The organism is Phocaeicola barnesiae DSM 18169 = JCM 13652 (assembly GCF_000374585.1).
Taxonomy (GTDB): domain Bacteria; phylum Bacteroidota; class Bacteroidia; order Bacteroidales; family Bacteroidaceae; genus Phocaeicola; species Phocaeicola barnesiae.
The window spans coordinates 193,479-217,279 of the sequence record NZ_KB894648.1; the positions used below are offsets into that span (position 1 = coordinate 193,479).

Here is a 23,801-nt window from a genome sequence, read left to right on the forward strand (position 1 = left end):
AAGAATTTAAGAATAAACAAGGCAGAAGCACGTAAGGATTAATTTTTATGTGCTCCTGTTTTGTTTTGGGAAACTTTGTTTTCTTTTGTGTCTTCACATTCAGAAAGTTTGTCTCATTGATTTTCTGTATCAAATATTTCATGTACTTTTGCAGGTAGAATTTAATGACAAATGAGTTATGGCAACAAAACCAGGAATTCCTAAAGGAACCAGAGACTTTTCGCCGGTAGAGATGGCGAAACGTAATTATATATTCGATACCATCCGTGAAGTGTTCTACCGGTATGGCTTTCAACAGATTGAGACTCCTTCGATGGAGAACCTGTCTACCCTGATGGGAAAATACGGGGAAGAAGGTGATAAGTTGTTGTTCAAAATCCAGAACTCCGGTGATTACTTTTCGGGACTGACCGACGAGGAATTGTTAAGCCGTAATGCCGCAAAGCTGGCCAGCAAGTTCTGTGAGAAAGGACTCCGTTATGACTTGACCGTGCCTTTTGCCCGTTACGTGGTGATGCACCGTGACGAACTGACTTTCCCGTTCAAGCGTTTCCAGATTCAGCCGGTATGGCGTGCAGACCGTCCGCAGAAAGGACGTTACCGGGAATTCTATCAGTGCGACGCCGATGTAGTGGGTAGCAATTCGTTGCTCAACGAGGTGGAACTGGTACAGATGATAGATGCCGTGTTCCAGAAATTCGGCATCCGGGTGTCTATCAAAATTAACAACCGTAAGATTCTGACCGGTATCGCCGAGATTATCGGGGAAGCCGATAAGATAGTAGACATCACCGTAGCTATCGATAAGTTGGACAAGATTGGTCTGGACAATGTGAATGCCGAACTGGCTTCGAAAGGGATTCCTCAGGAGGCTATCGACAAGCTCCAGCCGATTATCATGCTGAGCGGGACAAACGCTGAAAAGCTGGAGACCCTGAAGACGGTATTGGCGGCTAGCGAAACCGGTCTGAAAGGGGTAGAGGAAAGTGAATTTATCCTGAATACCGTGGCTCGTCTGGGTGTGAAATCGGAAGTAGAGCTGGATTTGACCCTCGCCCGTGGCTTGAACTATTATACCGGTGCCATCTTCGAAGTGAAGGCGCTCGATGTACAGATTGGTAGCATCAGCGGTGGAGGCCGTTACGATAACCTGACCGGTGTATTCGGTATGGACGGTATGTCGGGAGTAGGTATCTCTTTCGGTGCCGACCGTATCTACGATGTATTGAACCAACTCGATTTGTATCCGAAGGATGCCGTGAACGGTACACAACTCCTTTTCGTGAACTTTGGAGAGGCCGAGGCAGCCTATGCGCTTCCGATTCTCCAGCAGGTACGTGAGGCTGGTATCCGTGCCGAAATCTATCCGGATAGCACGAAGATGAAAAAACAGATGAGTTATGCCAATAGCAAGGCTATCGCTTTTGTGGCTATCATCGGCGAGAACGAAATGAAGGAAGGTAAAGTTACCTTGAAGAACATGGCTACCGGTGAACAATCGCTGGTATCGCCGGAAGAATTGATTGCAACAGTAAAAGCTTGAATCTCTAACAGATAAGCCGTGACGCAGGGAAGAGGAAGGCCGGTGGAGACACCTGTACCTTTTCTTCCCGCGTCTTTTTTGTATAGATATGGAACCAAGAAATGTAAAACAGGTTATCGTCATGCGTAAGGACCTGAATATGCGCAAAGGAAAGATGATAGCCCAAGGAGCCCATGCGTCGGTCGACGCGTTGCTTTCGCTTTTTTCGGAGCGGGAAGAGTCGGGAAAGACCACGTATACCCTGACCTACGGTGAAGATTCTCCGCTGGCCGAATGGTTGGGAGGCATGTATGCCAAAATCTGTGTGTATGTGAACTCGGAAGAAGAGTTGATGGGAATTTATGAACGTATCTGTCGGGAGAATCCTGAGATTCCTGTAGCCCTTATCGAAGATGCCGGACTGACGGAGTTTCACGGTGTTCCTACCAAAACCTGTCTGGGAATCGGTCCCTGGTGGTCGGAAGAAATCGACCATTTCACCGGTGACTTGAAATTGTTATAACTCTTACATCGGATTGTTATCAGTCCGTTGTGAACCTGTAATATGAATCCGCTTCTTTTGTATCAGATAAGAAAAATTATTGAACTGAGATTATGGATTCTAGACCTTATTATCGGACAATTGTTCTGTCGGATATTCATTTGGGTACTGCCTACTCGAAGGTAACCGAGGTAAGTGACTTTCTGAGTGGCGTGAATTGTGACCGTCTCATCCTGAACGGAGATATCATAGACGGGTGGCACCTGCAGAAATCGGGGGTAAAGAAATGGAAGTCTGAACATACCCGCTTCTTCAAGATTCTCATGAAAATGATGGAGAATTGCGGAACTGAGGTGATTTATGTCCGTGGAAATCATGATGATTTCCTGGATAACCTGGTTCCTTTGCAATTCGGTGGTATACAGATAGTCCATTCGTACGTGCTGGATAGCGGGAATAAGCGCTATTTTGTGACTCACGGTGATGTATTCGACAAGATAACTTCCGGTATGAAGTGGTTGGCTAAGTTGGGTGATGTGGGTTATACCCTTCTGCTCAAGTTGAACGGTTTCTATAACCGCTATCGGGCTCGTTGGGGAAAACCGTACTATTCGTTATCGCAGGTCGTTAAGCAGAAGGTGAAACGGGCGGTATCGTATATCTCTGATTTCGAGTCGGTCCTTGCCGGATTTGCCCGCGACCGTGGATGTGACGGTGTGATTTGTGGTCATATTCATCATCCGGAAAACCGGATGGTAGAAGGTATCCATTACCTGAATTCCGGCGATTGGGTAGAAACCTTGTCGGCCTTGACCGAAGATGCCGAAGGACAATGGAACGTTGTCTATTATACAGACTGGATGCTGGCTTCCGGTCGGAACGAAGAATCGCATGTCTTACCCATTATCCCTGTAGCCTCATGAAATTCCTGTTTATCGTTCAAGGGGAGGGAAGGGGACATCTGACCCAGGCCATTACCCTGGAAAGTATTCTTCGCCGTTCGGGACATGAAGTAGTGGAAGTGTTGGTGGGTAAGAGCGAATCCCGTCGTTTACCCGGTTTCTTCAACCGGAGTATCCAGGCTCCTATCAAGCAGTTTGTAAGTCCTAATTTCTTACCCACGCACAACAACAAACGGGTGAATCTGACCCGAAGTGTCCTTTATAATTTGATGAAACTACCCACGTATGCCGAGAGTATCCGTTTCATCTACCGGCGTATCTGTGAGACCAAAGCCGATATGGTCATCAATTTTTATGAATTACTGACGGGTCTGACTTATTTTTTCTATCGTCCTTCTGTCCCTCATATCTGTATCGGGCATCAGTATTTGTTTCTACATAAGGATTTCAAGCTTCCTCAGGCTTTCCGGAAGAAATTGCTCTGCCTGAATTTCTTTTCCCGCCTGACCGCCTTGGGAGCTTCCGAACACCTGGCTCTTTCATTCCGTTCGATGCCGGACGATTCGACTAACCGCATCCGGGTGGTTCCTCCGTTGTTGAGGCGTGATGTATTTCAGGTAGAGCCTGTGGCTGGCAATTATATCCATGGCTATCTGTTGAATTCCGGTTTTTCGGAGAGTGTACTCCAGTGGCACAAGGCTTGTCCGGAAGTTCCTTTACGTTTCTTCTGGGACCGCTGGCAGGAACCGGCGGTCAAACAGGTGGACGATACTTTGAGCTTCTATCAATTGGATGATGTAGAGTTCCTGCGCCAGATGGCAGGTTGCAAGGCATACGCCAGTACGGCCGGTTTCGAATCGGTGTGTGAAGCCTTGTATCTGGGTAAACCGATATTGATGGTGCCCGCCCACATCGAACAGGAATGCAATGCGTATGATGCGATGCAGAGTCGTGCCGGAATCGTGGATGATAAATTCGATTTGGGAAAACTTCTTGGTTTTGCGGAGACATATCAGCGGAACGAAGAGTTTGCCGGATGGGTGGAATCGGCCGAAACCCTTATCCTGAACGAGTTGGAACGGATGATTCCCGACGATTTCCTGCAACACATGTATCTGGTGGAGGAATATGTTTGAAAACATGTTATCTATTTAAGAATGAGGATAAAACTACTTTTTTGTAAATTTTCTTGTCGCTGAAACATCATTGTCACACTTATTTCTTTTCTTTGCAGAAAAAGAAGATAAGTATGGCACCAAAGAAAAAACAGAATCCGTATTTGGAGCGAGATATCAGTTGGATGTATTTCAATCATCGCATTTTACAGGAAGCTACCCGTCCGCATGTACCTTTGCTGGAACGGATGGCTTTCTTGGGTATTTATTCGAATAATCTGGATGAATTTTTCCGTGTCCGTATGGCTACGCAAAGCCGGGTGGCGGAGTATACCGACAAGTCGGCGGCCAAGGAGCGTGAACATGCGAAAAAGCTGATTCGGGAGATCGGTAAAATCAATGCCCGTTATGTGAAGGAATACGAACAAGCCGTACACGATGTTATTGAGGAATTCCGTAAGGAGAATGTATTCTTGGTCAATGATACGGAGCTGACACCCGAACAAGGCGAGTTTGTGCGTGCGTATTACCGTGAAAAATTGAATGGATTCATCGTTCCGGTCTGGTTCTCAGCCATCAAGTTGCTGGATAGTGAGACCGACGAAAATATCTACCTGGCGGTGAAGGCGGCCAAGGAGAATGGAAAGGCAAGCGTAGATTATGCTTTTCTGGAACTTCCGGTAGGAATCTGCGGACGCTTCGTCCGCTTGCCGGATAGTGACGGAAAGAGTTACCTGATGTATCTGGACGACGTCATCCGTTATTGTCTGCCGATTGTGTTCGAAGGATTGGGATATACCCGTTTCGAGGCCTATGCCTTCAAATTTACAAGGGATGCCGAAATGGAAATCGATAACGACTTGCGGAGCGGTACGTTACAGAAGATTTCGAAAGGAGTGAAGAGCCGGAAAAAAGGTGAGCCTTTGCGGGTAATTTATGATACGTATATGCCGAAAGACCTGTTGAAACGGGTATTGAACAAGCTTGACTTGGATAGCTTGGATACGGTGTTAGGTAGCGGACGTTATCAGAACCACAAGGACTTGATGCGTTTCCCCGATTGTGGACGGCATAACCTGAAATATCCGGCTTGGCCCTCTATCCTGAAAAAGGAATTGGATGGTCCGGAAAGTGTATTGGAGAAAATTCAGCACAAGGACCGTTTCATCCATGTTCCTTATCATAGTTTCGATTCTTTCATCCGTGTCTTGCAGGAGGCGGCCGTAAGCAAGCAGGTACGGAGTATCAAGATAACTCTTTATCGCTTGGCCAAAGAATCGAAGGTTGTCAAGGCCTTGATAGGAGCTGCCCGAAACGGGAAGAAGGTGACGGTGGTCATCGAGCTGCTGGCACGCTTTGATGAAGCTTCCAACATCAACTGGTCCAAACGGATGCAGGATGCGGGAATCAAAGTCATTTTCGGAGTGGAAGGTCTGAAGGTGCATTCCAAGATTACTCACATCAGCATGAAGAATGGACCGGATATCGCTTGTATCAGTACCGGTAATTTTCATGAAGGGAATGCCCGTTCGTATACCGATTGTATGCTTATGACGGCTTCCAGCCGTTTGGTGAAGGATGTGAATGCCGTATTTGACTTCATCGAACGTCCGTATAGTCCGGTCAAGTTCAAGGAACTGCTGGTATCGCCTAATGAAATGAAGAACAAGTTCGTTACGCTTATCAACAACGAAATCAAGAATAAGAAAGCTGGAAAACCGGCTTATATCAAAATCAAGATTAATCATATCACCGATCCGGTCATGGTCAACAAACTTTATGAGGCTTCGGCAGCCGGAGTGGACATCGACCTGGTAGTCCGTGGTAACTGCTCGTTGGTGACCGGTATTCCGGGGGTAAGCAGCAATATCCGGATTCATGGTATCATCGACCGTTACCTGGAACATTCGCGGATTTTTGTCTTTGCGGCCGGAGGTGAGGAGAAGGTCTTTATCGGTTCTGCCGACTGGATGCCGCGTAACCTGGATAACCGGGTGGAAGTGATTACACCGGTTTATGATCCGGCTATCAAGGAAGAGATGAAACGCGTGGTAGAATACGGATTGGCGGATACCATGCAGGGACGCATTGTCGACGGTAGAGGCGGAAATGAATTCTGGCCATCGGCCGACGGTACTTTATTCCGTTCACAGGAAGCCTTGTATGATTATTACCTGGCAGAGAATCAGAAAGATTGAATATATTAACGTAAAAGAAAGAGAGCTATGTCTAATGAAGGTTCATGCGGCGCAAACTATGCGGCCATTGATATCGGTTCGAACGCCGTTCGTCTGCTTATCAAGAATGTGAAGGAAGGGGCTGACGGTCCTAAGTTTTCGAAAGTCCTGATGTTGCGTGTACCGTTGCGTCTGGGGTTTGATGTATTTGCCAAAGGAAAGATTACTGACCAGCGTGCAAGGAACATGATTCGACTGATGAAGTCATACCGTCATCTGATGCGGATTTATGATGTGGAAGATTACCGTGCCTGTGCCACTTCGGCCATGCGTGATGCCAAGAACGGTCCGAAAATCATCAAGCAGATAAGGAAAGAGGCGGGTATACGTATTGATATCATTGACGGTCAACAGGAAGCGAAGATGGTATACAATAACCATATTGAGTGTATGGAGGACCGTAATGGGAATTATATGTATGTTGATGTCGGAGGTGGTAGTACAGAAATCAATCTGCTTTCGCAGGGCGAGTTGGTATGCAGCCGTTCGTATAATATCGGTACCGTTCGTATTCTGAATCGGGTAGTACGTGACTCCGAATGGATGCGTCTGAAAGAGGATATGACGGAACTGGCTCAGTCTTATCCGGGAACTAATATTATCGGTTCGGGCGGTAACATCAATAAATTGTATCGACTGGCCGAGAAGAAAGACAAAAAGAACCTGCGCATGTCTATGGCGACCTTGCATGAATTGCACGATGCGCTGAAGAAACTGACCGTGGAAGAACGTATGGAGAAGTTCGACCTGAAGCCTGACCGTGCGGATGTAATTGTTCCGGCAGGTGATATCTTCACTACCATCGGTGACATCATCAAGGCGGAATATGTCTATGTACCGGTTATCGGTCTGGCCGACGGTATCATTGATGAACTCTATGCCAAACATAAGAATAAAATCGTAGGCGTGATGTAAGCTTCCGATGTAATAAAGAAGAAATGTCCCCGATTGCTTCAGAAATGAGGCGGTCGGGGACATTTCATTTTTAAAGAGATATCCGATTTATTCCGGAAGTGTAGAGGGGGTGGGATTGTCTTCCGCCTCATTGTTGTCAAGGAAGCGGGGAGCGAATTTTTTCTTGGGGGTGATACCGAGTCCTTTCAGCATTTCGGCCTGACGGATGACGTTTCCTTTTCCGGTGGACAGCTGGCCGAATGCCGCATTGTAGGCCGCCGAAGCCGTATTCAGGGTATCGCCTATTTTCGCAAAAGTTTCGGTGAAGGAAACCAGTTTCTCGTACAAGGCCGTTCCCCGGTTGACGATTTCCTGGATGTTCTTTTCCTGGTATTCCCGTTTCCACAGGTCGAGGGCCAGACGCAGGGCGGCAATCAGATTGGTGGGACTCATCAAAACCACTTTTTTCTGATAAGCATAGTTCCAAAGATTCGGGTCGGTCTGGAGTGCCAGTACATAGGCCGGCTCGTTGGGGATGAACATCATGACGAAATCGAGGGCTTTCGTGGTATAGTGCGAATAATCTTTCTTGCTCAGTTCGTCGATGTGGGCCTTGACCGAGGCCAGGTGTGCGCGGAGATACTGTTCCCGTTCCTTGGGGTCGGTGCTTCCGGTATAGTTGGCGTAGGCGGTAAGTGATACCTTCGAGTCGATGATAACCTGGCGGTTGTCCGGATAGACTACGAGTACGTCCGGTTGCATTCGCTGGCCCGATTCATTCTTCAGGACTTCCCCTTGTTCATCTTTCAGAAATTCCTGGCGGAAATATTCTTCACCTTCGCGCAAGCCGGAGTTTTCGAGGATGGATTCCAGAATCATTTCTCCCCAGTTTCCTTGTGCTTTCGAGTCGCCTTTCAAAGCTTTTGTCAGGTTGTTCGCCTCATCGCTGATTTGTTTGTTCAGCATGGCCAGTTCCTTGATTTTCTCCTCCAGCGAGAACCGTTGCTTGGATTCCTTGTCATATACTTCGTTCACCTGGTGGCGGAACTCCTTCAGGTTGTCGTCGAAGGGCTTCAGGAGAAGGGTGAGTTTCTCGGTACTTAACTTGTTGAAGCTTTCGGTCTTTTGCTGGAAAATCTTGTTGGCGATGTTCTCGAATTCCAGGTTGAACTGCTTATGCAGGGTTTCGATTTCCTGTTTCTGGTTCTGAAGACGTTCTTCCAGTGCCTTCTTTTCCGTCTGAGAAACGGCCAGTGCCTGTTGCGAGGCACTCAATTGGGTAGCCTGTTGTTGGCTTGTGCGAAGCAAGTCACGGTCATGTTCCTGTAGCATGGCCAATTGGGTGCGTAACAGGGCTGTCTTTCGGGCCGCAATCAGATAGCCGATGAGGCCTCCGGCAATGATGCCGATAAGGATGTATACGATTTCCATAATGATTCGGTTTTTTGAGGTTCGGAAAGCAAATGTACGAAAATAACGGTTCCGGAACAAAAATTCCCTTCTTTCGTCCAAGGAACTGATTCATCAGATGAAAGAAGGGAATTTTTGTCATTTCGATACAGACCGATGAGGATTATTGCGCTCCGCCGATGCTTCCTTCACTTTCGCCACCGCCTGCCTTCACATCGTCGTTGCTGATGCTACGGGCGGTTTTCTTCACCTGAGCCTTCAGCTCGCCGAAGCGCCAGCTGATGCTGAGTCCGTAACTTCGTGAAGGCGATTTCGATTCGTTCCAGGAACGGAATGTATCGGTTACGGTTTCGTTGGAGTAGGTGAGGTATTTCGAGAATACGTTGCTGGCATAGGCCGACAGGGTCAGACGTTTCTCTTTCAGGAACGAACGGCTCAGGTTGAATCCGTAGTAATTGTATGAAGAACCTTTTCCTTGCAAGGAGATGTAAGGAGTACTTCCTCCACCGTAGACACTGAAACGTAAATCCCATGGGAGTGTCTGCTGGATATTCCCGAAGAAATTCCCTTGGAAACCGTGGTTTCCGGCAGCATACTCACTGCTCTTGAAGTCGGAATACGAACCTCCGGCATTAATGGAAATACGTGTTTTGCTTCCCGGGTTCCAGTTCATCCAGAGCGACAGGCGGGTACGGTTACTCTTTCCGATGTTACCGTAAGTACTTTCCATGACGCCGTTGTTCACAAACGAGTATCCCTCAATGCCGTTGTTGATGAACATGTAGCTCAGGTTGAGGTTGACGCTGAACTTGGCCGAGAAACTGCTGAAGGTCATTCCCAGGTTGTGTGCCTTTTCCGTATCCAGGTTTGGATTACCGTAGCTGATGGAAGTCGGGTTGCTGACATCGCGGAACGGATTCAGGTACCAGATACCCGGACGGTTGATACGGAGGTTGTAGTTGGCTCGCAGGGACATGGACGTACCGAACATGTAGGAGAAATTGGCCGATGGTACGATGTCGTCGAAATTTGCGTTGAAGTTCCGGTCGGGCATATAGGCATATTTCACATCCATGATGGTATGTTCGTAGCGTACACCGGCCTTGAAACCGAGTTTTTTCCATTTCAGCTGATAGTCGGCGTAAGCGGCCAGGATGTTCTGTCCCTGGTCGAACTTACTGCTCAGGTCTTCGGCCGGTTGCATGGCGCCGTTGTCGTCTTCCCGGTAATACTTGCTGTCGCTGGCATTCAACCGGTAGATGTATTTCAATCCGGCATCCACATAATGCATGTCGTTGATGGGGTTTACGTAGTCCACCTGTGCGGTATGTTCCGAGGTATGTGCATCGTTGTCATAATATTGTTTGCGGAGCTCTCCGTAAAGGTCTGTTGGATAATTGTCAATATCCTGGTAGGAGGTTGTAGCCTCGCCACCGTCGGGTGAGTTGTTGAACTTGTAGGAGAGGGTGAGGTATTCCCCTTTCTTCTTGAACGAGTGCTGATAGTCGAAGTTCACCCCTAGGTTACTGAAATTAGACGTGTTGTCCGATAAGGTACGGTAGCTGTAAGTATGTTCCCGTGCATCGTTCAGCATTTCGGTAAAGGTATTGTTGTTACTTTTGAATTTTCCGCCGAACAGGTTGGCCGAGAAGGTAATGAGGTTCAGCGTATCGATTTCGTAACTTCCTTCCAGGTTACCGAACTGGAAATTACCTTTGCTGTCGTTGGACGCTTGGCTGTTCAGGTAGTGGAAGTCCTTTGAGGTGAAGTCCTCACGGGTACTCTGGCTATAGCCTGTCGGCTGGTTGTTGTAGTTATACGAATAGTTTCCGGTGACGGTGAATTTACCTACCTGTACTGTTCCGTAGGCACTTCCGCCGATACTTGTGTTGCTGGCCCGTCCGCTTACGGTCACGTTATAGCCTTGCATCTTGGCATCGTCCGTGATGATGTTCAGGATACCGCCGATACCTTCGGCATCGTACTTCGCCCCCGGTTCGGTAATGACTTCGATGGATTTCACCGAGTTGGCCGGCAGGCTTCGCAGGACTTCTTTCGGATTGTTGCTCATCAGGGTATTCGGCTTTCCGTTGACGTGTACCTTGAAGTTGCTCGAACCGTTTACCTGGATGTTGTCTTCTCCGTCTACGGTCACCAAGGGAACTTTGCGGAGCATTTCCAGGGTCGTATTCGTTTTTGAGTCCGGGTCGTCTTCTATGCTATAGGAAATTTTGTCGATTTCGGCTTTCACCAGCGGTTTCTGAGCCACTACTTCCACTCCTTTCAGCATTTTGCTGGATTCGGCGGTGAAGACAGTTCCCAAATCTACCAGCTTCCGGGTGTCGGAAACCGAGAAGTTACGGGTCACGGTAAGTTTCCCCACCGAGGTAAAACTGATAATGTATTCTCCCGGTGCGTTGAGCTTTTCGCTGAATTTCCCTTGTTCATCGGTGACAGACAATTTGACAGCCTTGTCGGGAGTCTGTACTTTCGAAATTCGGATGGTAGCATAGGGTTCGCTCTCGTTGAGGATGGAGTCTGCCAATACTCCTTTGACGGTGTAGGCTCCGCCTTGTTTTTGTGCGTATGCCATGCTGGCAAACAGGCATAGCAGGATGCAGAGCACTCCGTTGTAATACTTTGTCTTCATAATATAGGTTGGGTTAGAAATGCCGTATGTCCGGTTTGTTTCCAAAATGATAAACAATGGACCGAAAGTAATATATTTTCGGTTCCATTGTTTATTGTTTGTCGTGTTTTATGTTGGTAATTTGTTTATCTTAACATCCGTTTATAAAGAAATACGAAAAAATCGGATGCGGCTTATTTATTTTCCTTTAGGAACTGTTGGTAGAGTGCCGAGATTTCCGAAACCGGAATGTCCAGCAATTGCATTTGCCGGAACATTTCTGGAAGGCTTTCGTTCAGGAACGATTCTTTCCGGAGAGCGATGATTTTTTCACGTGCGTTTCCGGCTACGAAATAGCCGATTCCCCGTTTGTTGTAGATGATTTCCTGATTCTGAAGGTAATCGTAGGAGCGTACCATGGTGTTGGCATTCACCTCTACCGTAGCGGCGTATTCGCGTACGGAGGGGATGCGTTCCTCTTCCCGGTAAACGTTGCACAGGATTTCATCCATAATCCGGTCGGCTATCTGCAGGTAAATGGGTTTGTTCTCCTTGAAATTCATCGTCTGAAAAGTTTTCGTTCGGTGATTTGTGATGTTGCAAACAATTTGTAACTCAATCCCCAGTTGAGTACGGTCAGCAAGAGGAATAAGCTGAAACCGATACTCAGGAAGGTATTGGCAGCTTGTGTAGGATTTGCTTCTGTCCAGTCTTCCAGCCATTTGATAAGTTCTGGTTCAGTCCCTTCGAAAATCTGGACGAAGAAATTCCCGAACAAGATCATCAACAGGAAGCAGAGCCCCATGGTCTTGATGAAAGCTTTTTTCCGGAAAAAGGAACCTCCCAGGATGTATAAGGAGTGACTCCATGTGATAAGTACTGTGAAGAACATTATCAAGAGCGTATAACTATAGTCCGATTCTCCATAGAAAGTAGGTTCCTGGTTTTCGGCCAGTATCCGATGCCATACATCGGCGAGGCAGAAACGGCCGAATTCTTCCGATATACCGAGTATCGGCACGAACAGAAGGCGCGTAAGTTCAGCCATCAGAAGTCCGCAACCGAAGATTATCAGGGTGCCTATCGTGACATACAGGGCACGGCTCACGAATTTCTCGCCGAGTGTGGCCGGCAGCATCAGGTAGGAGATACGTCTCTCTTTTGTTCTCATTGGTTCCAGAATCAGTGAGGCGAAATAGCACATATAAAGGTTCAATGCGATGTATATGATACCTGTCACGTTGCCACAGAACCGTTCGTAGAAGTATTCTGCCGAGCTGCCTGAGGAATGATTCATGCCATACATCATGAAGATGAAAATCAGACCGAAGATGATGTAGCAAGTAAGTATTCGGTAAAGGTTTGTCTTCCAGTTCTCTACCAGGTCGCGTTTGATGACTGATACCAGTCTTGAAAAGCTGAAATGTATAAGGTGGTTCATGGTGCTCTTTGTTTTATCGGTTGAATAAGGTTTGTATTTTTTCGTGTTCTGCCAGCATGGCATTGAACAGCACTTCCAGATTCAGCGGGCTTTCTTCGCCATAGGTATTCGGCAGGATGAGGCTGTTTCCGGCTACCGAGGGCTGGATATAGAGGGCACCGTCGGTAGGTTCGTTCATGCCCTGTTCACAGAAGTAGAGTTTCTCGGTGATGGCCTTTACCGGCTGGTTCAGCAGGATGTCCGTCCCTTCGATGATGACGACATGGTCCAGCAGGCGGTCGATGTCCTTCACTTGGTGGGTCGATACGATGACGGTCTTTTCGTCGGTCATACCGGAAGCGATGGCTTTCCGGAACTGGCTCTTCGAGGGGATGTCCAGTCCGTTGGTCGGCTCGTCCATCAGTAGCAGGGCCGTATTGGTGGCCAAGGCAAAACAGAGATATGCCTTTTTCTTCTGTCCCATGGAGAGTTCTCCTAAATGGATGTCCATGTTTAAGTCAAAGTCCTGCAGGCAGGCAGACAGGATTTCCTGGCTGAATCTCGGATAGAAACCGGCATTCAGTTTGACGAATTGTTTCATCGATACGTTGGGCAGGTTGAACTCTTCGGGAACCAGGTAAGTTTCTGAAAGGGTGAGGGGTAGGCGTTTCTTTACGTCTGTACCTTGCATGGTGATGGTACCCTGTTTCGGCCGGAGCAATCCGCAGATAAGATATAATAAGGTGGATTTTCCGGTTCCGTTCTTTCCCAGCAGACCGATGATTTCTCCGGTAGGAATGTCCAGGTTGAATTGGCTGAAGAGCGGAGCCTTTCTGCGGTAGCCAAAACTCAGGTTGTCGATGTGAATCAGTGTTGTGTTCATGTTACGGCTGTTTTTATTTCGTTTATTAGTGTGTTAGTTTAATAGTACACTGCAAAAGTAGTGATTGTTTTGGGATAAACAAACGTTCGGATGATTTTTTTTGAAAAAAGTTTGGAAGGTAGAGTCGATGGAAGTGTCTGAAAAACGTTCGGACGAATGAATCAAAACGTCCGGACGTTTTATGTCAAACGAACGTTTGTTTGGAGTAAAACGAACGTTCGTTCGGAGGGCTTTGTCCGTTCGTTTTTGCTTTCAGTCCGTTTGGGGATAAAACAGGACTGCCATCTTGGTGCCTTATCCGTCAGGCTCGGCCGGCATTCTGTCAGTTTGTCAGCAAGACATGTTTGGCACGCTTTTGGCAGTAGGGTTATCGCTTGTAAGAAGCAAATAACATGAATAATAACAGAAAAATATAACAACTATGAACATTAAACCATTAGCAGACAGAGTCCTGATTCTTCCGGCTCCTGCAGAAGAAAAAACAATCGGTGGTATCATTATTCCTGACACAGCTAAAGAAAAACCATTGCAAGGTGAAGTAGTTGCCGTAGGTAACGGTACAAAAGACGAAGAAATGGTCCTGAAGGTAGGTGATACCGTATTGTATGGAAAATATTCCGGTACTGAAATCGAACACGATGGCGTGAAATATCTGATGATGCGTCAGAGCGATGTATTGGCAGTTCTGGGATAAACATTTAATGAATTCATAAATAAAATAGAAAGGTAATAAGTATTATGGCAAAAGATATTCTCTTCAACATCGACGCTCGCGATCAGTTGAAAAAAGGTGTAGACGAATTGGCTAACGCCGTTAAAGTAACTCTGGGTCCGAAAGGACGTAACGTCATCATCGAAAAGAAATTCGGTGCTCCTCACATCACAAAGGACGGTGTGACTGTAGCTAAGGAAGTGGAATTGGCTGACCCTTTCCAGAATACCGGTGCACAGCTGGTGAAGTCAGTTGCTTCAAAAACTGGCGACGATGCGGGCGATGGTACAACAACCGCTACTGTACTGGCTCAGGCTATCGTAGGCGTAGGTTTGAAGAACGTTACGGCCGGTGCAAATCCGATGGATTTGAAACGTGGTATCGACAAGGCCGTTGCCAAAGTTGTTGAATCTATCAAGTCTCAGTCTGAAACTGTAGGCGACAACTACGATAAGATTGAACAGGTAGCTACCGTATCTGCCAACAATGATCCGGTTATCGGTAAACTGATTGCCGACGCCATGCGTAAGGTTTCTAAGGACGGTGTCATCACCATCGAGGAAGCAAAAGGTACTGATACTACCATCGGTGTAGTAGAGGGTATGCAGTTTGACCGTGGTTACTTGTCAGCTTACTTCGTAACCGATACCGAAAAGATGGAATGCGTGATGGAACATCCGTATATCCTGATTTATGACAAGAAGATTTCTAACCTGAAAGATTTCTTGCCTATCCTGGAACCGGCTGCTCAAAGCGGACGTCCGTTGTTGGTTATCGCTGAAGATGTAGATAGCGAAGCGTTGACTACATTGGTAGTGAACCGTCTGCGTGGCCAGTTGAAGATCTGTGCTGTGAAGGCTCCGGGCTTCGGCGACCGTCGTAAGGCTATGCTGGAAGATATCGCCGTATTGACCGGTGGTGTAGTTATCAGCGAAGAAAAAGGCTTGAAACTGGAACAGGCTACCATCGAAATGTTGGGTACTTGCGACAAGGTAACTGTTTCTAAGGAAAATACCACTATCGTAAACGGTGCAGGCCAGAAGGAACTGATTCAGGAACGTATCAACCAGATCAAGGCTGAAATGAAGAATTCTACTTCTGACTACGACAAGGAAAAATTGCAGGAACGTCTGGCTAAGTTGTCAGGTGGTGTAGCTGTCCTGTACGTAGGTGCTGCCAGCGAAGTGGAAATGAAGGAAAAGAAGGACCGTGTAGACGACGCTTTGTGCGCAACCCGTGCCGCTATCGAAGAAGGTATCGTACCGGGCGGTGGTGTAACTTACATCCGTGCCATCGACGCATTGGAAGGCATGAAGGGTGACAACGCTGACGAAACAACCGGTATCGAAATCATCAAACGTGCCATCGAAGAACCGCTCCGTCAGATTGTAGCCAATGCCGGTAAGGAAGGTGCTGTTGTGGTTCAGAAGGTTCGTGAAGGTAAGGGTGACTTCGGTTACAATGCACGTACCGATGTTTACGAACACCTGCATGCTGCCGGTGTGGTTGACCCTGCTAAGGTAACCCGTGTAGCTTTGGAAAATGCGGCTTCTATCGCCGGTATGTTCCTGACTACCGAATGTGTTATCGTAGAAAAGAAAGAAGACAAACCTGAAATGCCGATGGCTGCTCCGGGAATGGGCGGTATGGGCGGCATGATGTAATCTTCCCCTTAACCATATAAATAGTTATAAATGAGTTCCCTGTCTGGAGGTTTCCCTTCGGGCAGGGAATTTTTTATATGGAGGAAAACAAGCGTGGAGAAATATTTTGCCCTTGTGCGGTAAAAGAAATTTCAGGAATCAGGGACTTTGTATGTCGTTTTTTTATATCTTGCTGCCAAAAACTGATTGATATGACAAACGAAGAATTGATGCGGAAAGCCATCGAACTTTCCAGAAAGAATGTAGCGGAAGGCGGAGGTCCTTTCGGGGCTGTCATTGCCCGTAACGGGGAGATTGTTGCAACCGGAGTGAACCGGGTGACAGATTCGTGTGACCCGACAGCCCATGCGGAGGTGAGCGCTATCCGGGCGGCTGCCAGTAAACTGGGTACATTCGACTTGAGCGGCTGCGAAATCTTTACCTCTTGTGAACCTTGTCCGATGTGTCTGGGGGCCATTTATTGGGCACACCTTGACCGTATCTATTACGGAAATACCAAACACGATGCGGCGGCCATCGGATTCGACGACGCGTTCATCTATGAGGAACTGGATTTGAAACCGGAGGACCGGAAACTTCCTTCGGAACATCTGTTGGGTAATGAAGCCATCCAGGCATTCCAGGATTGGGAACAGAAGGACGATAAAGTACGTTACTGATTAAAACCAACAAAGGCTGCTTTGACATCTTCGTCAGGGCAGCCTTCTTCATTTTCTTTGCTTTCTTTTGCTTTCTATAGATACACTGTAAAGTTTTACATCCTAATGATGTACGGATTTATTTGTTATTCAACTTCCAAGCCTGGAGTTCGTTTTCTCCCATGTGCTGGAGGCCTCTAACAAAGAAATTTTTCATTTTTTTAATCATATTGTCTAGTTCCTTATGTTTTACAGCACAAATTTACGGCTAATTTATATCCGTTATTCTCCGAAGGTCTGAATTCTTACAAAAAAAGCCTAATTCTTGATTTAAATCAAAAATCAGGCTTTTCCCGTATTTCTTGCGGGGCGTAAGCTGGATGGACTGTAAAGATTGCTGATTCTTTTCAGGCCTGTTTGCTTTCGGTGGTCTGGAGTTCCGTAGCCAGTACTTTGTGGAATTCGTTTTCGAAATTCGGGGTGAAGATTCCCTTTCCGAGATTCGCTTTGATTTCTTCTATCGGCCAGAAACGTCCGTCTGCGACTTCTTCGCTGGGGGTAATCGGACCGTCGTATACGGTTTTGTGGGCAAAGACCAGTTCCTTTTCACGGTTGGACTCGAATACATAATGGGTCAATCGGACAGGTGTGAAATCTGTAATTCCCAGTTCTTCACGCACTTCCCGTTTCAGAGCCATCTCTACGCTTTCACCCAAATCGATATGTCCGCCAACGGCTGTATCCCATTTGCCGGGTTGGATATCCTTCCAGTCGGGACGCTTCTGCAGATAGAGTTCGCCACGGCTGTTGAAAACATGCAGGTGGACAACCGGATGCAACAGTTTGCTTCCGTTGTGACATTCGCCTCGTGTAGCGGCTCCCGTGATATTCCCTTCTTCGTCTACGATGGGGAACATTTCTTCGTTATTATCTCTCATGATGGATTCTATGCTTGGTTTCTGCAAAGGTACGGATTATTTGGAAAAGTCAGGGAGGAGGAAAAGATATAAAAAAGAAGAAGAAGTTACCGGACTTTCCTGTACCGGCAGCTTCTTCTTTATGGTTCTGTTTGAATGTTCAATTTTCGATGGTCAGTTTATTTGTCATACTGTCCATACATAGCTCTTGCGCTCCACTCCAAGTTCTTCTTGACAGTACGGAGCAAACTTTTTACTTGTCTCATAATAAAACTCCTTTAAAACGTTTAATTAAATTGTTAGTTGTCTGCTTTCTTCTCCCGAAGAAGCTTGTTGTTATCCTTTTCTTTTTACCTGTGGATTGAAGTCTTTTTCCAATCCGTTTCATTGTTTTTATGTTGTACGACACAAATGTAGGGCCTTTTATCGGAATTCAAGCGTTTATTGGAAGGAAAATAAGAAAAGAACCGCTTTTCTTGACCTGTATCAAGAGAAGTGGCTCTTTTGTAATTGTAATGAAATATCAGACTGCCAAAGTGTCGCCTGAAGTATGAACTGTCAATCTTTCTGTCAATCTTTTCTGTTAGGGAATTAACAAGGAGGAATCACCATAGCTCAGGAAACGGAAGTCGTGGGCTAGGGCGTAATCGTAGATGGTATGCCAGTCACCTTTTACAAAGGCAGAAACCAGCAACAGTAAAGTGCTCTGTGGCTGATGGAAATTGGTGACCATCTTCTTTACAATCTTATAGGTATATCCCGGTGCGATGATGATTTGCGTACTGGTATGCAGGGTATCCAGCTGATGACGGTTCATGTAATCCAATAAGGATTGCAGAGACTCTACGGTGGTCAGTTCAGGATGAGTTTCGTAAGGCTGCCATTGCTTGACGTGTAGTTCCTCCTGACTGGCATCCGGTTGCATACGCGTGGTTACACCTATATAATATAGGCTTTCCAGGGTACGGACTGACGTAGTTCCTACCGCTACGGCTTCGCCACCATGAGCCAACAATTTCTCTATCGTCTGTTTGTTGACAGAAATGTATTCGGTGTGCATTTCGTGACCTTCTATCTCTTCGCTCTTTACGGGTTTGAATGTTCCGGCTCCTACGTGTAGGGTGACTTCTTCCAGGTCGACACCCTTTTCTTTCAAGGCATCCAGTACTCGTTCGGTGAAGTGGAGTCCGGCGGTCGGTGCGGCTACCGAACCTTTTATTTTTGAATAGACGGTCTGATAGGTTTCTTTGTCACTTTCGGTTGTTTCCCGGTTCAGGTAGGGAGGAATCGGTAGTTCACCGAAGACTTCCAGAATATCGGCGAAGGTAACTTCCGGATTGTCCCAGGTAAAATCTACCCAATGGCTGGTTCCCATACATTTTCCGCGGGTAGCGGTCAGTGTCAACGGTTTCCCTTTGACGGTCATTTCCCTGTGTAGCGGGCCTTCTTTCCATTTCTTCAGGTTGCCCACCATACACAGCCAGGCTGAATGTTGGGTTTGCTGGAAATTCAATACGTAATCGTTCGGCTGGATGGGTTCCAGGCAGAAAATCTCGATGAGGGCACCGGTTTCCTTGCGGAAATGCAGACGCGCCTGTATGACCTTGGTATTGTTGAAAATCATGAGTTCGCCCGGCTCCAGGTAGTCTGGTAATGAGGTGAAATGAGATTCGCTGACTGCTCCGTGCTGATAGACCAACAGCTTGGACTGGTCGCGTACAGGGAGGGGGAACTTGGCGATGCGTTCGTCGGGAAGGGGATAATTATAATCGCTTATCTTAATATGTTTGGTTTCTTCCATGGTTTGTTTCATTATCTTGGCAAAAGTACTTACTTTTGTAGAAACAAAAAAACGAAAGGTATGAAAATAGGTGATAAAGTCCGTTTCCTGAGTGAAGTGGGGGGCGGAACCGTGCGTGGATTTCGTGGGAAAGACATTGCCTTGGTGGAGGATGAGGACGGGTTCGAGATACCGATGCTCATCCGCGAATGTGTGGTTATCCAGACCGATGAATATAACATTCCGTTGAAATCGACAAAACCAGCTGCTCCGGAAGTCGAAGCAGAGGAAGAGGAAGAAGAGGAGGAAAAGCCGATTACTTATCGGGCTCCCGAAATCCGGGGTAATGACGTGCTGAATGTGTTGCTGGCGTATGTACCTCAAGACATTAAGGCTATTTCATCGACTCCGTTCGATGCTTATCTGGTGAACGACAGTAATTATTTCATCGATTACTTGTATCTGGCCTCCGAAGGCAAGGAATGGAGACTCCGTAGCCGTGGAACAGTCAAACCGAACATGAAGATGCATCTGGAGGAATTCACGAAAGGCGATTTGAATCAGATGGAACAGATTGCCGTACAGCTGCTGGCTTATAAAGATGACCGCTCGTTTACGTTGAAGCCGGTCATCAATCAGGTGTTCCGGTTGGATGCGGTGAAGTTCTACAAGTTGCATACCTTCCAGCCGTCTGATTTCTTCCGTGAACCGGCCTTGGTCTATGAGATTGCGAAGGACGATGAACTGGCTCAACCGATGGTCGTTTCGCCCGATGACATTAAAGAGGCTTTGCTCCAGAAGAAGGAAACGGATATTCCTGCCAAAGTACAACGGAAACAGCATCAGGTAAAGAACGAAATCGTGGAAGTGGACTTGCATATCCATGAACTGTTGGACGATACGACAGGAATGGGAAATGCAGAAATGCTGAATTACCAGTTGGATGTGTTCCGTCAGACATTGGAAGAGTACAAGCATAAGAAAGGACAGAAAATCGTGTTTATCCATGGAAAAGGAGACGGCGTGCTGCGTCGTGCCATCCTGGATGAATTGAAACGGAAATATAAGACTTACCAAAGCCAGGACGCTTCGTTCCGCGAGTACGGTTTCGGAGCTACCATGGTTACAATACATTAAGAAGCGGAATGAAGACACTGAAAATGATGATAGAGGACGATTTCGCCACAAGCATGGGCATCGAAGTGATGACAATCTGTTCGGGTTACGCTAAGTTGCGTATGAAAGTGACGGAGAAGCATCTCAATGCGGGTGGCGTGTGTCACGGAGGAGCCATCTTCACCTTGGCCGATCTTGCTTTTGCGGCCGCTGTAGACAGCCATCTGAAACTGACCCTTTCGCTGAATGCGATGATTACTTACTTGAAGGCGGCAAAACCCGGTTATGTGTATGCCGAGGCGGTAGAGGTCTCCAATCATGAGAAGATTCCTTATGTAGAAGTGTCTGTCCGTGATGAGGCCGGAGAATTGATTGCCCGTCTCATCAGTTCCGGTTATCGCAAGCGGGAAGATATGGATGTTTCCGGATTGATGTAAATGAAAAGCTTCTTTCTTTCAGCCAGAAGCGAAGCGGCTGAGGGAAAGAAGCTTTTGTTATTTGAAGGAATGAGAGGGGATATTCTTTTATCGAATAATCTTCAGGAAATTCTCTACATCCTTTTGAATCTTTTTATACAACGGTGAATTCTTGTAGTTCGTGTTTTTATGGATGACCGTTTCTACTCCTAACTGGCTGCGTTGGTAACTGGTCAGCTCGTTCTGTAGCTGCATGTCGTGTAGGGCCAGTTGGTGAATCTGTTCCTCCCTTTCTCTCCGTAGAACTGTACATACGGGGATGAGCAGACGCATGACTACGTTGTCCATGATGTGGTGTCCTTGGATAAACATGTAGGTATTATCCGGATAGACTCCCAGCTCTTTCAGCTCTTTTTTCATCGCCTCTATTTCTGCGACTCCTTCCGGATGCTTATGTTCCAGGTCTTTCAGTTTCCGGTTGACTTTTTTGGCCATGACTTCCAGGCTTCTCTCAGGATGCCGGGTGCTGACCTGGTCTAATTTGACGTATGAACAGAAATCGAGTAACGAAAACTCTGAAAGGTTATGCTGGCGATAGAACCATACCGACCAGATGAAGAGTGGATATGCTATCTGCGAATAGAGTTTCATGAATGCCGGAAAATCGATCAGCATGTGGTCATTCAATGTTGCCATGACACACACTTCGTGTAATCCTTCGGCGTAGCAATGATAATTCTCGATGGCATAGGCATAGGTCTGTAGTACGTACGAGCAGTTGATGATGTATCGGGAAGTCTGGGTACGTCCTTGTAGCAGGTAGTCGTAATCGCTGTCTACACAGGCTATCATATTTTCTCCCAACTGGTTGCCCAGCTGGTTCATCAGAACAGTTTTCTTTCCTTTGGCCAAGGAACTTTGTGAAGGCAGCATTACCTCGAAGTAACGGGTATTGTCTTCATAATCGGCCAATAATGAGCGCCAGAAGGATATATCGTCGTAACTTTCTACGTAGGCTACGATTTTTCTTCTTGCGCGCTTGGGCTTCAGGCTATTGGCGGCCCCTATATAAAGGGAAGAAAGGTTTTCGGTCAGTCTTTTTCCCATAGTTATAAAGGTTTATCAGGTTGTAATGTCACTTACTTCGGTCACAGCATCCAGCCATCCGTTCATGATGACGGCCGGCGAATGGGTGGTCAGGATAATCTGTACGTTCGGATTCAGGCTCCGAATCAGAGAGATGAGCTGCTGTTGCCACTCTACGTGGAGCGAAATCTCCGGCTCATCCATAAATAGGGTGTAATGTTGGTTATCCTGTACCAATACGGTCAGCAGAATGACCAGCATTTGTTTTTCTCCGGAAGAAAGCTGATAGGGCGAAAGAATGTCTCCATCCTGCTCAAACTGGATTTCATTGCTTTTCCGGATAATTTTCTTACCGGTCTCGCTGAACAGTTGGTCTATCAGGTTCTGGAATTTGGTCTTTGGATGCGATACTTCGGCTGCTTTGGTTTGTCCGTCCGGGATGCCGCTTGTCAGCAATTCGATGATACGGTTGCCGATGTTTACCTGATAGTCCAGGTATCTCCGCTGCAACTGGTACAGTTGCCAGTCAAGTTCACTTTTGACGTTCTGATTGCCGATTTTCTCCAGAAGGCCGGAATCGATGAGAGGGCGGTCGAAACTGCGGATGACATCGAAATGAACGAATGTAGCATCTTCGGGTGAGAATACGAAAGAAACTCCCGGTTGGCTGTGGTTGGTCAGTGCTTTTCCTTCCAGTACGTCCAACATACGTACGGAGTTGTTCAGAATGGTACTTTTCCCGATTCCGTTAATTCCACTTAAGATGTTCACATCGGGGCGTAGGTCCCACGAAATGTTCTTGCGTCTTCCCCAAAGGCTTTTTATTTCAATGCGCTTGATATAGTCTGCTTGTTTCTTCATGACGGTATCAGTTTTTGTCGGTAGAACACTAACAAATTTAGGTATTCTCAGGGAATAAATCAAAGCTCTCACCTGTTTTTTTGAAAAACCTTGTACCTTTGTAACATAAAATAAGGTAAAAAGAAAATGGATATAAGAATTGCTAAAGGACATCTTTCTTTGCTGGCTGCTGCCAGTATGTGGGGATTGATGTCACCGATTGGAAAGGCGGCAATGGATGCCGGTATAACCGGACTTCTGTTGGCCAATATGCGTATGATTGGAGGAGCTGTCTGTTTTTGGGTGGCTTCGATGTTTGCTCCCAAAGAAAAAGTTTCTTCCCGCGACTTGCAACTGTTGTTTTTTGCTTCGCTGTTGGGTATCGTCTGTAACCAGGGATGCTTTACATTCGGACTGTCTTTGACCTCGCCGGTTGATGCCTCTATTATGACTACTACCATGCCGATTATCACCATGGTGTTGGCTGCATTGTTTTTGAAAGAACCGGTTACTTCGATGAAGGTTATCGGTATCTTTTTAGGTTCCATTGGGGCTTTGGTGTTGATAGTCAGTAATGTCGGGAATGTGCAGGAAGGAGGAAGCATCGGGGGAGACGTGCTCTGTGTGGCTGCCCAGTTGAGCTTTGCCTGTTACCTGACCATCTTCAAGAAACTGATAGCCAGATATAATGTCTTTACGCTGATGAAATGGATGTTTACCTATGCGGCTATCTGTTTCATTCCGTTTTCATACAGGGATTTTACGTCAACCGACTTTTCCATGTTTACATCGACGGTCTGGCTGGAAGTAGGATTTGTAGTCTTCTTCGGTACGTTTGTTGCGTATCTGATGATGGTGGTCGGACAGAAGACGTTGCGTCCTACGGTGGTCAGTATGTATAATTATGTACAGCCGGTGGTAGGTTCCAGTGTGGCTGTCTTTATGGGGCTGGCTACTTTCGGTTGGGTAAAAGCGCTTGCAGCTATCATGATTTTTGTCGGTGTCTATGTAGTGACACAAAGCAAGTCTCGCGCTCAGGTACTGGCCGAGCGGAAACAACAGGAGGGACTTTCTAATTGCGGAACAGATGATGAAGGAAAGTAATGCTCAAAGTTTCA

General features: G+C 46.8%; 21 protein-coding genes. 12 read left to right on the top strand and 9 right to left on the bottom strand.

Going from position 1 to position 23,801, the window contains the following annotated elements; all coding sequences use genetic code 11:
• Positions 1-178 precede the first annotated feature (178 nt).
• From hisS to C510_RS0107905, 6 genes are all read left to right on the top strand, one after another.
• Complete coding sequence (gene hisS / locus C510_RS0107880) at positions 179-1,543, top strand: histidine--tRNA ligase (protein WP_026320153.1); 1,365 nt, start codon at positions 179-181, stop codon at positions 1,541-1,543.
• Positions 1,544-1,631: 88 nt separating this feature from the next.
• Positions 1,632-2,045: an aminoacyl-tRNA hydrolase gene (gene pth2, locus C510_RS0107885; protein ID WP_025892340.1), complete on the top strand. Its 414-nt coding sequence runs from the start codon at positions 1,632-1,634 to the stop codon at positions 2,043-2,045.
• A 92-nt stretch (positions 2,046-2,137) separates the two neighbouring features.
• A complete protein-coding gene (locus C510_RS0107890) occupies positions 2,138-2,947 on the top strand; it encodes a UDP-2,3-diacylglucosamine diphosphatase (RefSeq protein ID WP_018710803.1) in 810 nt (269 codons plus the stop codon).
• On the top strand, positions 2,944-4,062 hold the full coding sequence (locus tag C510_RS0107895; protein WP_018710804.1) for a glycosyltransferase family protein: 1,119 nt from the start codon (positions 2,944-2,946) through the stop codon (positions 4,060-4,062). The genes C510_RS0107890 and C510_RS0107895 overlap by 4 nt, the downstream gene beginning before the upstream one ends.
• Before the next feature lie 113 nt (positions 4,063-4,175).
• Positions 4,176-6,239 (top strand): RNA degradosome polyphosphate kinase, encoded by a 2,064-nt coding sequence (locus C510_RS0107900; RefSeq protein WP_018710805.1) that lies wholly within the window; start codon positions 4,176-4,178, stop codon positions 6,237-6,239.
• Between the two features lie 27 nt (positions 6,240-6,266).
• The gene (locus C510_RS0107905; protein ID WP_018710806.1) at positions 6,267-7,193 is read left to right on the top strand and encodes a Ppx/GppA phosphatase family protein; all 927 of its coding nucleotides are present in this window, start codon (positions 6,267-6,269) and stop codon (positions 7,191-7,193) included.
• Positions 7,194-7,280: 87 nt separating this feature from the next.
• Here the strand turns inward: C510_RS0107905 and C510_RS0107910 are convergent, their stop codons facing one another.
• The 5 genes from C510_RS0107910 to C510_RS0107930 all read right to left on the bottom strand — a co-directional run bounded on the left by C510_RS0107910 (position 7,281) and on the right by C510_RS0107930 (position 13,514).
• Positions 7,281-8,603, bottom strand: a complete 1,323-nt coding sequence (locus C510_RS0107910) for a DNA recombination protein RmuC (protein WP_022339510.1) — start codon at positions 8,601-8,603, stop codon at positions 7,281-7,283.
• 142 nt (positions 8,604-8,745) lie between these two features.
• Positions 8,746-11,232 carry a TonB-dependent receptor gene (locus C510_RS0107915; RefSeq protein WP_025892341.1) on the bottom strand — a complete coding sequence of 829 codons (2,487 nt, stop codon included), beginning with the start codon at positions 11,230-11,232 and terminating at the stop codon, positions 8,746-8,748.
• Between the two features lie 173 nt (positions 11,233-11,405).
• Entirely contained in the window at positions 11,406-11,774 is a 369-nt protein-coding gene (locus C510_RS0107920; RefSeq protein WP_018710809.1) for a GntR family transcriptional regulator, read from the bottom strand.
• Positions 11,771-12,652: a hypothetical protein gene (locus tag C510_RS0107925; protein WP_018710810.1), complete on the bottom strand. Its 882-nt coding sequence runs from the start codon at positions 12,650-12,652 to the stop codon at positions 11,771-11,773. Before C510_RS0107925 ends, C510_RS0107920 begins: the two co-directional genes overlap by 4 nt.
• Before the next feature lie 13 nt (positions 12,653-12,665).
• On the bottom strand, positions 12,666-13,514 hold the full coding sequence (locus C510_RS0107930) for an ABC transporter ATP-binding protein (protein ID WP_018710811.1): 849 nt from the start codon (positions 13,512-13,514) through the stop codon (positions 12,666-12,668).
• 421 nt (positions 13,515-13,935) lie between these two features.
• Here C510_RS0107930 and C510_RS0107935 point away from each other — a divergent pair, with 421 nt between their 5' ends.
• The 3 genes from C510_RS0107935 to C510_RS0107945 all read left to right on the top strand — a co-directional run bounded on the left by C510_RS0107935 (position 13,936) and on the right by C510_RS0107945 (position 16,549).
• Positions 13,936-14,208, top strand: coding sequence for a co-chaperone GroES (locus tag C510_RS0107935; protein ID WP_018710812.1), 273 nt, complete (start codon positions 13,936-13,938; stop codon positions 14,206-14,208).
• Positions 14,209-14,252: 44 nt separating this feature from the next.
• A complete protein-coding gene (groL, locus tag C510_RS0107940; protein WP_018710813.1) occupies positions 14,253-15,890 on the top strand; it encodes a chaperonin GroEL in 1,638 nt (545 codons plus the stop codon).
• Between the two features lie 191 nt (positions 15,891-16,081).
• Complete coding sequence (locus C510_RS0107945) at positions 16,082-16,549, top strand: nucleoside deaminase (RefSeq protein WP_018710814.1); 468 nt, start codon at positions 16,082-16,084, stop codon at positions 16,547-16,549.
• Between the two features lie 386 nt (positions 16,550-16,935).
• Here C510_RS0107945 and C510_RS0107955 read toward each other — a convergent pair whose 3' ends face one another.
• Together C510_RS0107955 and C510_RS0107965 are read right to left on the bottom strand one after the other, a co-directional pair.
• Entirely contained in the window at positions 16,936-17,469 is a 534-nt protein-coding gene (locus tag C510_RS0107955; protein ID WP_025892345.1) for an NUDIX hydrolase, read from the bottom strand.
• Positions 17,470-18,028: 559 nt separating this feature from the next.
• Positions 18,029-19,246 (bottom strand): S-adenosylmethionine:tRNA ribosyltransferase-isomerase, encoded by a 1,218-nt coding sequence (locus tag C510_RS0107965; RefSeq protein ID WP_018710818.1) that lies wholly within the window; start codon positions 19,244-19,246, stop codon positions 18,029-18,031.
• A 60-nt stretch (positions 19,247-19,306) separates the two neighbouring features.
• Between C510_RS0107965 and C510_RS0107970 the strand changes: the two genes are divergently transcribed.
• Both C510_RS0107970 and C510_RS0107975 read left to right on the top strand, forming a co-directional pair.
• Positions 19,307-20,362 carry a DUF2027 domain-containing protein gene (locus C510_RS0107970; protein ID WP_018710819.1) on the top strand — a complete coding sequence of 352 codons (1,056 nt, stop codon included), beginning with the start codon at positions 19,307-19,309 and terminating at the stop codon, positions 20,360-20,362.
• A gap of 8 nt (positions 20,363-20,370) precedes the next feature.
• Positions 20,371-20,778, top strand: coding sequence for a PaaI family thioesterase (locus tag C510_RS0107975; protein WP_018710820.1), 408 nt, complete (start codon positions 20,371-20,373; stop codon positions 20,776-20,778).
• A gap of 87 nt (positions 20,779-20,865) precedes the next feature.
• Here the strand turns inward: C510_RS0107975 and C510_RS0107980 are convergent, their stop codons facing one another.
• Positions 20,866-21,864: a DUF4435 domain-containing protein gene (locus tag C510_RS0107980; protein ID WP_018710821.1), complete on the bottom strand. Its 999-nt coding sequence runs from the start codon at positions 21,862-21,864 to the stop codon at positions 20,866-20,868.
• Positions 21,865-21,879: 15 nt separating this feature from the next.
• Positions 21,880-22,704: an AAA family ATPase gene (locus tag C510_RS0107985; RefSeq protein ID WP_018710822.1), complete on the bottom strand. Its 825-nt coding sequence runs from the start codon at positions 22,702-22,704 to the stop codon at positions 21,880-21,882.
• A 126-nt stretch (positions 22,705-22,830) separates the two neighbouring features.
• On the opposite strand from C510_RS0107985, the gene C510_RS16280 reads away from it, so the two are divergent.
• Entirely contained in the window at positions 22,831-23,787 is a 957-nt protein-coding gene (locus tag C510_RS16280) for a DMT family transporter (RefSeq protein WP_018710823.1), read from the top strand.
• The last annotated feature ends 14 nt before the right edge of the window (positions 23,788-23,801 follow it).